The organism is Hyphomicrobium sp. B1 (assembly GCF_049532635.1).
GTDB lineage: Bacteria > Pseudomonadota > Alphaproteobacteria > Rhizobiales > Hyphomicrobiaceae > Hyphomicrobium_B.
In genome coordinates this window covers 2,544,856-2,559,870 of sequence record NZ_CP134871.1, presented here as the reverse complement: position 1 = coordinate 2,559,870, position 15,015 = coordinate 2,544,856, and the positions used below count along the sequence as shown (strand labels likewise).

The 15,015-nt window shown below is 55.6% G+C and carries 12 protein-coding genes; 5 read left to right on the top strand and 7 right to left on the bottom strand.

The window, feature by feature from the left end:
• Window positions 1-41 precede the first annotated feature (41 nt).
• The 3 genes from RLW55_RS12255 to RLW55_RS12245 form a co-directional block, all read right to left on the bottom strand.
• Window positions 42-1,139, bottom strand: coding sequence for a DegT/DnrJ/EryC1/StrS family aminotransferase (locus RLW55_RS12255; protein ID WP_409560540.1), 1,098 nt, complete (start codon window positions 1,137-1,139; stop codon window positions 42-44).
• 6 nt (window positions 1,140-1,145) lie between these two features.
• A complete protein-coding gene (locus RLW55_RS12250; protein ID WP_423416415.1) occupies window positions 1,146-2,159 on the bottom strand; it encodes a Gfo/Idh/MocA family protein in 1,014 nt (337 codons plus the stop codon).
• A gap of 63 nt (window positions 2,160-2,222) precedes the next feature.
• Complete coding sequence (locus tag RLW55_RS12245) at window positions 2,223-2,693, bottom strand: acyltransferase (protein ID WP_409560541.1); 471 nt, start codon at window positions 2,691-2,693, stop codon at window positions 2,223-2,225.
• A gap of 313 nt (window positions 2,694-3,006) precedes the next feature.
• On the opposite strand from RLW55_RS12245, the gene RLW55_RS12240 reads away from it, so the two are divergent.
• Window positions 3,007-4,917 (top strand): exopolysaccharide transport family protein, encoded by a 1,911-nt coding sequence (locus RLW55_RS12240; protein WP_423414336.1) that lies wholly within the window; start codon window positions 3,007-3,009, stop codon window positions 4,915-4,917.
• Between the two features lie 98 nt (window positions 4,918-5,015).
• On the opposite strand, the gene RLW55_RS12235 is transcribed toward RLW55_RS12240, so the two are convergent.
• The 4 genes from RLW55_RS12235 to RLW55_RS12220 all read right to left on the bottom strand — a co-directional run bounded on the left by RLW55_RS12235 (window position 5,016) and on the right by RLW55_RS12220 (window position 10,823).
• Window positions 5,016-5,975: a glycosyltransferase family 2 protein gene (locus RLW55_RS12235; RefSeq protein WP_423414335.1), complete on the bottom strand. Its 960-nt coding sequence runs from the start codon at window positions 5,973-5,975 to the stop codon at window positions 5,016-5,018.
• A 19-nt stretch (window positions 5,976-5,994) separates the two neighbouring features.
• Window positions 5,995-7,512, bottom strand: coding sequence for a lipopolysaccharide biosynthesis protein (locus RLW55_RS12230; RefSeq protein ID WP_423414334.1), 1,518 nt, complete (start codon window positions 7,510-7,512; stop codon window positions 5,995-5,997).
• A 384-nt stretch (window positions 7,513-7,896) separates the two neighbouring features.
• Entirely contained in the window at window positions 7,897-9,492 is a 1,596-nt protein-coding gene (locus RLW55_RS12225; protein ID WP_423414333.1) for a polysaccharide biosynthesis/export family protein, read from the bottom strand.
• A 335-nt stretch (window positions 9,493-9,827) separates the two neighbouring features.
• Window positions 9,828-10,823, bottom strand: a complete 996-nt coding sequence (locus RLW55_RS12220) for a glycosyltransferase family 2 protein (RefSeq protein ID WP_423416414.1) — start codon at window positions 10,821-10,823, stop codon at window positions 9,828-9,830.
• A gap of 328 nt (window positions 10,824-11,151) precedes the next feature.
• Between RLW55_RS12220 and RLW55_RS12215 the strand changes: the two genes are divergently transcribed.
• From RLW55_RS12215 to RLW55_RS12200, 4 genes are all read left to right on the top strand, one after another.
• Window positions 11,152-11,619 carry a hypothetical protein gene (locus RLW55_RS12215; RefSeq protein ID WP_423414332.1) on the top strand — a complete coding sequence of 156 codons (468 nt, stop codon included), beginning with the start codon at window positions 11,152-11,154 and terminating at the stop codon, window positions 11,617-11,619.
• Window positions 11,620-11,865: 246 nt separating this feature from the next.
• Window positions 11,866-13,362, top strand: a complete 1,497-nt coding sequence (locus RLW55_RS12210) for a UbiA family prenyltransferase (protein WP_423414331.1) — start codon at window positions 11,866-11,868, stop codon at window positions 13,360-13,362.
• 8 nt (window positions 13,363-13,370) lie between these two features.
• Window positions 13,371-13,745 (top strand): EamA family transporter, encoded by a 375-nt coding sequence (locus RLW55_RS12205; RefSeq protein WP_409560548.1) that lies wholly within the window; start codon window positions 13,371-13,373, stop codon window positions 13,743-13,745.
• Between the two features lie 43 nt (window positions 13,746-13,788).
• Complete coding sequence (locus RLW55_RS12200) at window positions 13,789-14,955, top strand: hypothetical protein (protein WP_423414330.1); 1,167 nt, start codon at window positions 13,789-13,791, stop codon at window positions 14,953-14,955.
• Window positions 14,956-15,015 lie beyond the last annotated feature (60 nt).

Below are 15,015 nucleotides of genomic sequence, written 5' to 3'. Positions count from 1 at the left end.
ATGGCCTTGTCCTATCCATCCCCAAAGTTATTACGGCGCTATTATCCTGGAAATGCAAGAAGAGCATCGACGACGGCTTTCTGCGCTTCAGGCTTCAGCTCCGGATACATCGGAAGCGAAAGGACCTCGGCAGCGGCCGCTTCGGCGTAAGGGAATTGACCTGCCTCGTATCCTAGATCCCGGAACGCGGGCAGCAAATGAACGGGCGTCGGGTAATGAATGCCCGTCTGCACGCCTTTGGACTCCATCCAGCTTTGCAGCGCCGCACGCGACTTCGTCCTGATGGCGTAAACGTGATAAACGTGACGTGCATCGTTGCGCTCATGCGGCGGCGCATAGGGGCTGCCCTGAAGCAGATCTCGATAGCGCTCAGCGGCCGCGCGACGGTTCTCCGTCCAACCTTCGAGATAGCGTAACTTCACACGAAGAACGGCACCCTGGACGCCTTCCATGCGATAGTTGAAGCCCTTGAGCTCATGCTGATATTTTTTTTCCGCGCCCCAGTCTCGCAACATGCGGACCGTGCGTGCATAATTCTCGTTTCCCGTGACGACCATGCCGGCTTCACCGTACGCGCCGAGATTCTTGCCCGGGTAGAAGCTGAAGCACGCAAGATCACCGAGGCTGCCTACGCGGCGGCCTTTATATTCCGCGCCATGCGCCTGAGCGGCGTCTTCGATAACGACGAGGCCATGTTTCTTCGCGATCGCGTTGATCGGATCCATATCGGCGGGCTGGCCATAGAGATGGACCGGCATGATTGCTTTCGTCCGCGGCGTAATTGCAGCTTCGATCGCGTCCGGCGCCATGGTGTAGGTCAGCGGATCGATATCAACGAACACGGTCTTCGCGCCGGCATAATGGATCGCCGAGACGGTTGCGACGAATGTGAACGGCACGGTGATGACTTCGTCGCCAGGACCAACGCCTGCCGCCAGGAGCGCCAGATGAAGGGCACTCGTACCACTGTTCACGCCGCAGCCGATGCTGTTGCCTGAGTAAGTCGCGAACTCGTTTTCGAGAGTTGCGACTTCTTTGCCGAGCGTAAACTGACAGCTTTCGAGAACGCCTTCGATCGCACTCATGATCTCCGGCTTGATAGAATGAAATTGGGTCTTGAGGTCTACGAACGGGATCATCAAAGCCTACCGATGAATGTAAATGGTTTCGCCACGGCCGCGCATGGAACTGGTTGCCGCCTCTATGAGCGAAACGACACGCTCTCCGGATTGGCCGTCTGAAATAGGTTTTTGCTGCTTTTCGATACAGTCGAGGAAATGTTCGCCCTCGACGCTCAAAGCTTCCTTACTGTCCAGTTTGGGTGCCCACATGTCGCCCATGCGGTAGCCGACGCGCATTTCCTGGATCTGTCCTGGATCGTCCGTGAAGCTGACGCCCTTGTCGTAAATTTTGACTTTCTCACTCGGCTCGAGATCATTGTAAGTGATCATTTTGCTGCTTCCGCCGATCAGAATCTGACGGACCTTCACGGGGGCAAGCCAGCTGACATTGGCGTGGGCGATCATGCCGGAGTTATAGAATAGCGTGACGTACGCGAGATTTTCTGGCGAGCCGGGAAAATGGTTCGAACCCGCCGCCGTCACCGCAATGGGTTTTTCGTCGAGCAGGTAGTCGAGAATTGCGAAGTCGTGCGCGGCCAAATCAGAAATGACGTTCACGTCACGCTGGAAGAGGCCGAGGTTGACCCGGATCGAGTCATAATAGAACAACTGTCCCATATCGGCCGAGCGCACGACCTCGCCGACCTTCCGGATCGAGCCGGTGTAGACGAACGTGTGATCGACCAGCAAAACGAGATTGCGCTTTGCAGCGACCTCCACAAGTTGCGCGGCCTGCATTGACGTTTCCGTCATCGGCTTGGCGAGCCAGACATGCTTTCCGGCCTTCAAGGCCGCCATTGCAATGGGAAAGTGCGTTGAGACCGGAGTAGCGATAATAATCGCGTCAATCTTCGGGTCGCGAAGCAGCTCATGATAATCAGTTGTAGTGTGAACACCTGGAAAACGCGCGGCGACTAAGGCAAGTCGCTTGCTGTCAAGGTCTGAAACGCCAACGAGCTTAGCCCGCGAAAGCTCCGCAAAATTTCTAACGAGGTTTGGCCCCCAATAGCCATACCCGATTACGCCGATACCAATCATCGTACTCACGCCACCCGCTAACAAGACACCCCCGCTCCTGCCGAAGCAGAAAGCGAAAAACTCTCAATCACATTTCCGAACGATGGTCGCGGCAGGCCCTGCCACGATCGTATGGTCCGGCACGTCCTTCGCAACCACGGCACCGGCGCCAACAAGCGCGCCATATCCGATTGTCACGCCCGGAAGGATCGTTGCGTTGCTACCGATACTTGCTCCTTTCCTGACGAGTGTCTTAATGACCGTCCAATCCGCCTCACTTTGCGGACTCCCGTCGGGGTTTGCCGCTCGGGGATAGAGGTCATTGGTAAACATCACGCCATGGCCTATGAACACCTCGTCTTCGATTTCGACACCCTCACAAATGAAACTGTGGGACGAAATTTTGCACCGGTCCCCAACAACGGCATTTTTCTGAATCTCGACGAACGATCCAATTCTCGTGCCATTGCCGATTGTGCATCCGTAAAGATTGACCTGATCGGGGTGATAAATTTTAACGTCCACCCCCAGCCGCACAGATCCGTCGATCGGCATTTCCTGTTCCCAATTTGGCAATACTTCATTAACTGACCTTTCGACGGGTTAGGCCGTCGTGGCCGAATATCTATCTCCTGAAGATTTAAAAAAGACCTCGAAATCTAAACTTAACGTAGCAGAAAATTTGCGTCCCGGATCACCATAAGGCCGTCGCTTAAAAATTTAAGATATCTTTATTCCGTACAGCGAATAAATGGTCAAAGTCTGCGTCACCGTCTGACATCAGGTATTGCGCAAATTTTCATAAGATACACACCAACCGTCATGTCATATTGGCTCGAACATACGGATTGGGTCAGGAGTCGCTCTGGTGCGTTTCGATAATTTGCGCAGCGTTCAAAATGCGGACATTCATCAGGATGACGACGGCATTCGACATGGCGAGCTTCTCTCGATCGCTGACGTCATCTCATTTTTCAAGCATTTCTGGCCTTTCATCGCAAGCGCTTCAATCGCGTGCGCAATATTAGGTCTGCTTTATGTCTTGACGGCCACGCCAACATACATGGCGACGGCTCAGCTTTTGATCGAGACCAATCAGGCTTCCGGACCAACCATTATGACGCCGGAGGCGGTGGTTTCTCTTGATACACCGCAGATCGAAAGCGAGATTGCCGTTCTCAATTCGGAACAGATTGTCGGGCGCGTCGCGAAAACACTGCTCAAAGGTGATGCGAAAGCAGACGCAGCCGACAAAACTCCTCCGCCCCCTCCGGCCAGCACCAGCGAGCGGGGCTGGCTGTCACGGCTTCTGTTTGGCGCTCCCCCGCCGCCAACGCCGGCTCAAGAAGCGGAAAAGCTGCGCCAGATCGAGCTCACCATCCAATCCAATCTGGGCGTCAAGCGTGTCGGACTTTCCTATGTTCTGGAGCTTTCCTACAGAGATCCGGATCCGAAAAAGGCTGCAGAGATCGTCAATACACTTGGAGATGCTTACGTCCAGGACAAGATCGACGGGCGCGCAAGCGCGGCTCGGCGCAACAGCCTTTGGCTCGAGGCGCGCATCGAAGAAATCCGCCGACTGATGAATGAAGCCGCTATCGACGTGCAGGAATTCAAGGCTCGCCGCGATTACCGCTTGGCTGACCGTCCCACATCCAGCGACAGCAATCTCGGACTAGATTTTCTGCCCAAACCGACAGCTCCGGCAAGCCCCGCAACGGGAGACAGCGCTCCCAAACCGGTGCCGAAGGATAATCAGCGGGCGACGACGCCTCAGGAGGCTCCGACGCTCGAAGAGCTCGACTCCCGCGCGCTTACCTATCAGAAGATCTATGAGAGCTACCTTCGCGCCTACACGGACACCGTTCAGCGCCAGTCCTACCCTTCGACGTCCGCTCGTCTCATCACTCGAGCCCAGCCGCCAAAACGTAAAAGCAGCCCAAAAGGCACGCTGACTCTTCTCGGCTCTCTCATCTTTGGCGGCATTCTAGGCGCCGGAGGGGCGCTGGCCATGTCTGTTCTGAACGAGCGTGTGCGGTCCTCCAACCAGCTTATGAGGCATATCGGAGCGCCCCTTCTTGGTGAAATCGACGATACGCGATGGCGTTCGCGGCTACCCATCATTGGAAGGCACCTCGGCCGGCGGCAGCGACGAAAGCGAAACGCCCTAATCGTCGTAAGCCATCCGCAATCGCCAGACGCCCGACAACTCGTCAAGACCGCGGCCGCCATCAATGATGCCGCCAATGCGAGGGGTGCGGTAGCTATAGGCATCTTCGGAATTTCCAAGGCAATCGACGACGCCGCCGTTTGCAGCAACGTTGCGCTTCTCAATGCGCGCGCTGGCAAGAGGACTTTGCTGATCGAGACGGAGCCTGGCCGTACAAATCTTGCAGCCTCGCTGGTCGGCGATCTCCAGTTCGATCTGAAGGACGTGATAGAAGGCCGAGCAGAACCGGAAGCGGCTATCGTGCAGTACGACATCGAACCCGCCCTCTCCTTGCTTCTGATCAACAAGACAGAGGCGGCGGGATTCTGGACCCTCCCGCGTGTCGCGAAACTGAGCGAACTCATCAAAAGCCTGAGCGGGTCATACGAAAATATTTTCGTGCATCTCCCATCTGGATCGGACACCGAAGTCGTCACGAAGGCCGTCGAAGGCGTCGTCATCGTTGCCGAAATATGGCAGACAAGCTTGGCGGAACTTGAGGACGTCGCATCGCGCATGCGAATCGTCGGACAGCCGCCTCTCGGCGTCGTGAGCGCGAAGTTTTCGTAGGACCGCCTATTGCCGAACACTTCACAACGGCACGGGCCGGCCCTCGTCGTGGCCGGCATGAGCGTCATTCGATTTGGGTCGCCTTAACTGAGGGTGGCCTAGGGCGAGGCGCTCAGCTTTCGCTTTATTGCACTGAGCTTTGCCTCGGCGACTTCGCGAGCCATATAGGGGACGCTTGCAAGTGACTTCGAGATAGCGCCAAGCGCTCCCACAAGCCCATGCTCGCGCTTGGCATCCAACAAAATCCGGAAGTCCCTATTGTTCCGAGTTGAAACTAACAATCTTTCGAGCGAGGGCGCGTACCCATCGTGCCCCAATGCAGCGTCGAGTTCCGTCAGGGCGCGATAGAGTTCGGCGATGTCCCGGGTGCGATGGGAGCCGCTCAACGACGTGGGGTGTTCGACCGCGAAATAACCGCAGCCCGCAACCAGCTTAAATCGCGCGTTGCGGCGGAGTGCATGGGCATACAGGATCAAATCTTCGCCCAGGCGCAGCCGTTCGTCATACCGCAGGGCATGCGTCTGCAGAAACTCTCTCCGCATGACGGGTTTCAGAAACCCCAGTTCGCGGCGAACACGATCCTTGCGTGAGATATTCCCAGCCAGAAAGGCATCTAGGCTGAGCTGAAGCGGCAGTTTTGTCGCCTTCGGCAACAGCCTATCGAGGATGCTTTCGCCGCGGTAATCAGCCGTGAAGAACAGATCGTCGGCGAGGAAATCCCAGTCGTCTCCTCCCGCTGAAAACAGCCGCTCAAGACGATCCGGCGCCATGTAATCGTCGGCATCCAGGATACAAATGAACGGCGACGTCGAGGACTCGATTGCTATGTTGCGGGCTCTGGACGGCCCGACATTCTGCTCGAGGCGCAAAATCTTCAGCCGGCCCGATCCATCATCGGCGGACGCGGCAACAGCTGCGGTATCATCACGCGATCCGTCGTCGACGAAAATGACTTCTCCGGCCAATGACTGGCGCAAAGCCGAACTGACGGCGTAAGCCGCGGTCGCCGAGGCGTTCTTGGCTGCAATCACTACCGCTGTTGATCCGACGACGCCCATCTGGCCGGCTATCCTTGGATTACTCTTTTCTCACGGATGTCCGCGAGACCACAGCCAACCTGACAGCTTTCAAATTTTGCACTGTCGCTGGTGAAAACAAGACCGCAGCTGCGGCATCCAACAAGCGATCTATCTCATTTTTAATGGGATGGCCCGTCAAATGGATCGCGAAGAACCACGAGATGGCCGAGAGAATGGCCGCGCCGACGCCGATCGCCAATGGCATTTGCTCCGCTCCGTCCGCAATGATTGCCGCGAGTATCAAAGGTACTGCGCTCACGAGGGTTACGATAAAACTTTTTTTCAAAGCACGTAGAACGTCGTTTTGAGGCAATGAGATGTGTTTACTGACGAAATGAAGTGAGACCGCGACTGTATACATATTCGTCAAAACAAAGCTCCAAGCGACGGCCATCAGCCCCCAAAAAGAAGCTGCGATCTGCACGGCAACAACGACAGGCACAGTCAGGATTGCTAGAATAGCTGTCTCGCGAACTCCTCCGGCGGCAATGAGAGCGGGACGACACAAACTGAGCGGGAAGCAAATCATCGACGACATCGCCAGCACCTGGATGATCGGAACGGTGCTACTCCACTGCGCCCCCAGCAAAATCATGACCAACGGATGAGCGAGGAGGACCACTCCAACCAATGCGGGCCATAGAAGCACGGTCACATGCTCAATACCCAACAGGAAACTCTTGCCGAGATCGCGCCCCTCGCGCGAGTGTTTGGAGAAGGCTGGTTGGAGAACGGGAGCGAAGCCAGACAATAACGTTTTGTCTGCCAGCCGGCTGATCGACAACGCGCGCTGATAGATACCGAGAGACGCTGCGCCGAGTGTCTTTCCGAAGGCAAGAAAAGGAGCGGCATCGCCAAGGTGCAACAACAGCGCCCGGGCGCTATCATACACCCCATACCTGACGACAGGCCGCCATTCCGAAAGCGAAAACCTGTAAATTGGAAACTTCGGGCCCCACATCAGGCAAAGCCCAAAATATATGACCGTCGATACGAGCTGTGCCCAAGCATAGCTCATATAGCTGAAGCCAGCGAGCGCCAGCAGGATCGTTACGACGGCATTCAAGGAACTGGTCGTCAGGCTCAGGATCGTCAGTTTGTCGAACTGAAGATTTCGGTTCAACAACGCGTAAGCCGGAGAACAGAATGATGACGTCAGCAAGCAAAACGCGGTGACATGCAAATAGGATTCGAGACCCGGCAGACCATAGAATTTTGCGATTGTTCCGGCGAAGAAATAGGTCAACAGAAAAAGCGGAAGCGCGAGCATCAGCGTAACGGTGAAAACGGACTGTACGCGTTCCGGTGTCGGATCATCGACTTGAATAATGTAGGTGCCGCTGCCGAAATCTCGGAAGATGTCGATCAATCCGAAGATTGCTAGGCCGATGACCGCGATACCAAAATCCGCCGGGGTCAGGAGGCGGGCCGTTACAATGGTCGTCGACATCCCCAGTAAGAGGACGCTATAGCGCTCAAAACTTGAAAATATCAGTCCCCTGCGAACGCTCGACATTCAAATTCTCAATTGCACATGCAGGCAGCTTTTTTGACGAATGCCGTCGTCGTCATCGCAATGACATCGATAACACATCACCATTTCTGATCCGTTATCGAATTATCGAACGATGTAAACAATCCATTCAGCAGAGAGACAATTCGCGCAATTCGTCCGCGCGCGCAGGATACGCCGCCAGCGAGGAAACAGCGTTTCTGGTTTCGAGGGTGAGGGAAAAACGAATGGGAAAAGGCCCCGTATCAAGCGAAATCTATTTACTCTGTCTATTTCGGAACGCTGACGGTCCAGCGACCTGACGACAGTTCCCCGATCCCAAAATGAAATGTGTGGAGCAACGGTGCTGCCCCACACATTCGAAGTCTCATTTTATGACAATGCGGATCAATCGGGCCGCAGCACATCTGCCCGGACAGGTTCCAGCGAGGCATGATCCGGCGCGGGAAAGACCGTGGACGGCACCATGCTCGGAGGCGCGCTGATGGGCGTCGTCTGGACGGACCGCTCCTGAATTGCCGGCTTCTGAGAGCGAAGGACGGCATCAAGCGACATGGCATCTTTCGACGTTGCCGGCATCGTCATCTCGACCTTAACCGTATCACCCGGCTGCAAAAGCGTGTCTTCCGTTGCGTCTATATTGAGCACGCCACCGCCGCTTACCTGCCGCACGATTGTGTAGTGGATCTTCGGCTCCAGAGTCGAGCTACCGTCAGGGGCCGTGCCACCCGTCGTAACAAGATGGAGCGGTGAGGCAACGGCCTGCGACTTGGTCTCGGCCAAAAGGCGCTGATTGACAGTTGCTTCCTGGTCGATCTGCTGCAAGCGCGCTTCCGTCGTCTGGAGTTCGACGGTCAGATCGTTGTCTCGCTTATTCTGATATTCGATACGAGAAATCTTGGTGCGGCTGACTTCCTGCTCGGCACGCGTGCGATCGCTTTCGATGCGCAGCTTCTCACCTTCAAGCTCCGCCAAGTTCCGTTGCAGACCCAGAACTCGTGGTGCAGTGGACAGCCCCTTGTCGCTCAGCCGCTTGATGCCGTCGTATTCCGAACGCAACAAATCAATCTGCTTTTGCTGGGAGTCGACGCGCATATCCAGCGTCTTGACCTCCTGCTCGAGCGAACCTTGCAACTGATCAAGCGCGATTAGCTGTGTTTCGTTGGCGCGCCGCCGCAGATCGAACACGCTCTGTTCCTTCGCCATCACAGACGACGTGGATTCGATTGCCTGGGGCGCGCTGACGGTTTGAAGTTCCGCGGGAAATGCGATGCGATCAGCTCCGCTCAGCTCTGCGTCGAGCCGAGCTTTGCGGGCGAGCAGACGCTGACGCTCCTGCTCAAGCGCCTGATAGCTACCGACCGTCGAAACGAATTCACGCTCAAGCCGCAGACCGGCGAGTGCCGAATTCCGGAACAGGCCGCCGCCGAGGCTTACGCCTTGGAGGACGTTCATGCCCGCCGCGAAGGGATATTCGCCCGACTTTTCGACTGCGCCGGTGATATAAATCGGACGGAAATCCGTAACTTCGACCGTCGTGTCCGGCTGGGTCGCAAGACCAAGGCGGTGCATCAACTGGCGGGAGATAATCATCCCCAATTCTTCAGTCGTATAGCCGGCTGCATTCACGACGCCGACAAGCGGCATCGAAATCTTGCCTGCGGGGTCAACCGTATAGACCTGATTGAGCGCGTTCCAGCTGTAGACTTCGTCACGCGAAGGACGCCACTCGAAGACCTGGACGCGAACGCGATCGCGTACGCCAAGCCGGTAATCAGCCATCGGATTGGACGCAACGCCTCTTTGCGCGATTACGTCACTCAGCGCGCCGTCGCGCTGTTGATCGGCAGCAGCTGTCGTGTCGTTGGGAATAACTGTCCCCAAGGCAATCAGTGCTGCGAAGCTGCATGCAACCGGCATCGAGGCCCAGAGCTTGAATGACCTGGACGCATTGGATGGCAGAAAACCAAACCGACGTCTCATAGCGAAACCCTCTCCGCACTCAATCCCAAAACAACCATCTCGTCCCGAAATCTTACTTTCAGCGGTCCCAATTCGGGACGCACAACAGCTCGGATTTCTTCGCCGAGACTCTCGCAACCAAAACTTGGCGAACGCCAAAAACCTTCCCACTGCACTCTACATCCTATCACGGCGCCAGTATTTCCCTAGCGATCCAATGGGATATTCGCCTGGGGTAATCCTCTCCACCAGAAAGCCTACTAAAGAGGTAGATACGCGTTAGACGCGCTTGGGGGGTTGGTTTACCGACCAAGCAGTTGAGATGAAGCAATTGATGTGCCAATCGCGCCGCAAAACTATTTCGCATGGTTAAGACCGTTCGAATTTCCGCGCAGAAATCGGCTCAGAAAGCCCGCGGCCCAGCTCATGTGCATTGTGATTGCCGCGGGCCCGATAAGGAGAAATGACGGCTGTCGGCACTCGGCCGCGAGGTACGCTCCCCACGCCATGCATACCAATATGTACCCAGCGGGAACTAGCAACGCGATGGATCCGACGAACGGGTAAGCGGCGAGCGCAATCACGGAGGCCAGAAGGACGAACACCGGCAACATCTGGCGAAGCTTCGGCCGCATTTTATGCTTCAACAGCGTATTCGCGCGCCCCTTGCCGTGGCGAAAGTACTGTCGCGCCAGAGATGGGAAGGACGTGCGAGGATAATAGTCTATCAGCAAGCGGCCATCGTGATAAATTCTCCGCCCAGACGCGACGAGACGGGCGTCGAATTCGGCATCTTCATTATATTGGACGGTTTCATCGTAGCCGCCGAGTGACAGAAACGCCTGTCGATCGAACGCGGCATGATGGCCATGATCGACGTATCCGGACTGCGATTGACGGCGGTGCGCGGAGCCTCCGTTGCCCAGTCGGCTGTTCTGAGCCGCAGCAAAGATTTTCTGAAGCGGCGAGCGGCCGACGGCGCGCATCGAAACGACGACCGAGGAGCTTGCCGTTTCACGCAGCGTCGCGACGCAATCGGAAACAAAGTGCGGCGGGTAACTGGCGTGGCAGTCCGCACGGACCAGCACTGTCGCCCTCGGATCGCAAATAGAGGCAGCGATATTCATTGCGGCGGATTGGGTGCGGCGCGTATTGTGAATGAGCTTTATGCGAGGATTAAGTTTGGCGAGTTCCTGAACGATTGCCGGCGTGCGATCGGAACTTCCGCCATCCAAAACCAACAACTCGTAATCACGCGGCTCTTGCGGTTGCAAGAGTGAGTTTATCGCTGCCGCGATGTACAATTCCTCATTGAACGCCGGCATCACGATGGCGGTGAACTGTGATGTCACTTCCGGCAAGGACGAATTTCCCACTGTTTTGCTCAATTGAGTTGCCGGTGCGCTGCCACCGCGACAGGGCTTCGAGACCGCAAACGCTGCATGGACTCGCCCAGTCGAGGGTGTTGTCAAAGGTCCGGGCCAGAAAATCAGCCAACCGTCAAATGCGCGTAAATCGCTTGCGCCTGAGATGCATCAAATTTATGCGTTTTTGAAATGCAGTTAATTTAGTCTCATTCGTATCCGACCGCGCGCTGAAAGGTTCGTCGTCTCGATGTCTCACAGAGGTAGCCGCAGTCAGCGATCTTAGACAGCTATTAACCAACGCCGGAGGGTACCGATGCGACGGCGCATTGCTGGCATGATTGCTGCTCGTCTGCACGCCAGCAATCCCGGCGATACCGGCCCTTACTTTTTTGTGCTGTTGCCGCGGACCGACGGTCTCTTCTTTAAGGGGTTCGCGCGCACTTTAGATACAGAGACATCGGCCATCACTTTCTCAAAGTACCTCATGTCAAAGACAGTCGTGACACTCCTGCTCGTCGGTTTCGCCCTTGCTGCGCCTCAAGCCGCGCTGAGCAGGGACGTTCATGGCATTGCCTGCGACGACGACTGCGACGACGTCATCGCCGGCTATAAATTCGGTCAAGAGAAAGACACGCGTGACATTTCACTCTGCTACGGGCATTCAAAGGCATTCTTTCAGGGATGCTTGAAATTCATCTATGAGGCCGGACCCGCCCATCCGCCTCCGCCGAAGCCGAAAAGTAAAAAACGGGACGACGACTTTGATACTTCGCCGGAATGAGCCCCTCTATTAGCGCCCGAAGCAACAGTGTCGGATCTTCCGCAATAAATTCTCGATTAACGATTTGACCGCGGTTATCCGATTTGGGGTATTTCTTAAATTCCATCAGTATTCCGGCAGTAGGACTAATTTTATTCAGCCGTTCTAAGAATGCCCAAATGCCACCGGTCGCACGATCTTATGACGGAAAAAGAGATCGCTTTTGTTTCAACGCCCGTGACGCCATTTAATTCCGAGGGAAAGTTGATGGGTCAGCCCTTCGACACCGCACAGAGACCCCACTCGCCCGCGCCGGCTCGCGGCTCGCAGACACTCGCCTTGAAACCGATTTGTCTCTGCTTGGAGGGTGGCCTCGTTCGTGCGAACCTTACGCAAGAGCGCTTTCTGGCGATGCTCTTTAAGCCGACGGGACTGCTGGCGCTCCTTGGAACCGCCGGCGGGGGTTCCACCAAACTCCGGGAGTGCATCTCCCGCTTCGATACACAGGATGCAGAAACACTTCCCTACAACGAGAAGCTTCTCGGCTTTCTGCGAGCAGAAAAAACGAAGGGGCATCCCATCGTGCTTCTGGCCAGGGCCGCTGACCCGCTGGCGCGCGCGGTGGCGGAGCATTTATCAATCTTCGATGACGTCATCTTTCTCGAACACGGCCCATCGGATAAAAATCAGATTGCCGATAGGCTGAAAGAGCGGTTCGGTGAAAGCGGTTTCATTTATGTCGGAAATGACCAAGACGCCTTAGCCGTCTGGAAATTTGCGGACGCAGCAATTGTCGTCAATGCCTCTCCAGCGGTCGTTGCCCAGGCGCAGCGATCGGCGACCATTCAAACGATCATCGACGACCGCCCGAATATCCTGATCTCCAGCCTGCGCCTTTTGCGTCCTCATCAGTGGTCGAAAAACCTGCTGGTCTTCGTCCCACTCATTGCGGCGCGACTTTGGACCGATCTGGGCGCATGGGGCGACGCCATATATGCGTTTCTGAGTTTTTGCGCGATCGCGTCTTCGATCTATGTCATCAACGATATCATCGACATTTCATCGGACCGCAGACATCCACGCAAACGCAAGCGGGCGGTTGCGAGCGGAGACGTATCGATCCCCATCGCGATCGCGATTTCACTGACTACACTTTCGATCGGCCTCGTCCTGTCCTATGTCGCCGGCGTGACAACGGTCGTCATCATTTATGCGCTGACGTCTTTATCCTATTCGCTCGGGCTTAAGAAGTTGCCGCTCGTCGACATCTTCATTCTGGCCGCGCTTTACACGCTTCGTGTTCTCGCAGGCGGCATCGCGGTTGCGCATCCAGTCAGCTTTTGGCTGCTCGGCTTTTCGGGCTTCACATTCCTAAGCCTTTCGTCGGTCAAGAGAACAGAAGAACTGATGGCCATACAGAGATCGCCCACCAGAAAAACGAACTCGGCGCGCGGTTATCTGCCCGAAGACCTCCCATTTCTTCAAATGCTCGGCTGCTCGTCGACGTTTGCTTCTAGCGTTGTTCTGGCTCTCTTCGTCGGCAGCTCCGCGGCATCTGAACAATATCGTTCGCCAGAGATTCTATGGCTGCTCGTTCCGCTCATGCTTTTCTGGCAGTGCCGGCTTTGGCTCGCAACGATGCGGGGTTGGATGCACGATGACCCGATCGTGTATGCGGCGCGCGACTGGGTTACATGGTGCGTGGTCGTTACTGCGGTTCTTGTCATGTTCGCATCGGCGACCGGAATTGTATCTTTCTACTGAGGATCTCCATGCCCATTTCTGCGCTGCTTCTGATCATCACGAGCGTGAGTTTATCGGCACTCGCCCAAATCTGTTTCAAGTTCGGGCTCAATTCATTGAGTTGGATGGACCAGCGGTCTGACATCGGCGCCATCAGCAAACTTGCGCATGCACTGATCACACCAGGCGTGCTCGCGGGCCTCGGCTGTTATGGCATTGGCACCCTTCTCTGGCTTACTGCGCTTGGCAAGGTTCAGCTCTCGCAGGCCTATCCGTTCGTCGGCCTTGGCTTTGTTATGACCGCGCTTGCGGGACATCTGCTGTTTGGCGACACGCTGAGTTCGTCGCGCATTGGCGGTACGATCCTCGTGTTCATCGGCATCTTCCTCATCGCGCAGAGGTAACTTTGGTCGGGCTCGCCACGGTTCTCATTACAATGACGCACCTATGGAACCACGCCTCAGCAGCAATGGATCGGGCATGACAACGCAAATAGACGTAGGCGTCCCTGTGTTTCAGCGTATCCGCGCTTCTATCACTTCCCAAACGGTTGCGTTTAATTTTGTGCTGATCGTTCTCTATGCCGTAACGGCCGCCGCTACGTTCCAAGGCTATTATTCGAAGTGGACGATGAGCGACGAAACGCCTTCGCAGTCTTTGATCTCAATGCTCGATGGCATCGCGGATCGCCCATACGTCTACAGACAACTGCTACCGGCGACGGCAAACCTTATCGAGAAAGCGCTACCCGAGCGGGTACGCTCTGCAATCAGCACACGCCTGGAAAACGCTAATGGCGCGCTGAAAGCACCGACCGGTATCGGCGCAAACAAGACCGGCTATGTTTTGCGGTATCGCATCGTTTATTACTTGACCTTTCTGTCGCTTTTGGCTGCGTTGTTCGTGCTCAAGTCGATCGGCGAATGCATCGGTGCAGGAAGGCCAGCGGCAATCGTTGCGCCGATCGTGTTTGCCATCATGATCCCTGTAATCCAAACGCGGGGCGGTTACTTCTACGACTATCCGGAATTGCTGGCGTTCGCCCTGGCGGCACGCCTCGCTTTGGCGGGCCAGGTGGGCCTTCTCCTGCTCCTTGCCGTGCCTGCGACGCTGAATAAGGAATCGTACGCGTTCTTTACTTTGAGCCTATGGCCGCTTCTGCTTTATCGCGTCTCCGGCAGGAAAGCGCTAATTGGTACTGTCGGCAGCTTAGTTATCTCCTTGGCGGCCTATGCGGTAGTCCACCAAATCTATTCTGGAAATCCTGGATCAACAGCGATTTTTCAATTCTTCAGACACTTGTCGTTTTACGCCAATCCGCTCAATCTTTTCGGCTTCGACCAGACTTACGGCCTTCCATTATTTAAAGGCTATAGCCTGATCATGTTCGCATGGATCGCCGTCTTCGCTTACTATGGCTGGCCGAATACGCCACACTACATAAAGGCGCACATCGCCATTGCGGCGATAGTCAACATGCCACTCTTTTTCCTTTTTTGCGCCGAGGGCGAAATGAGGAACCTCAGCATGCTGTATGTTGGCTTTTTCGTCTTGATGGCGATGGCAATGCAGAAATGGCTTCAAGTAAATAACCAAATAAATAGAGAACTATAGAATATCGCCGCAAGCTGACCCTAATACCTGATACCCAATCAACGTCATCTAGCCCGTAGA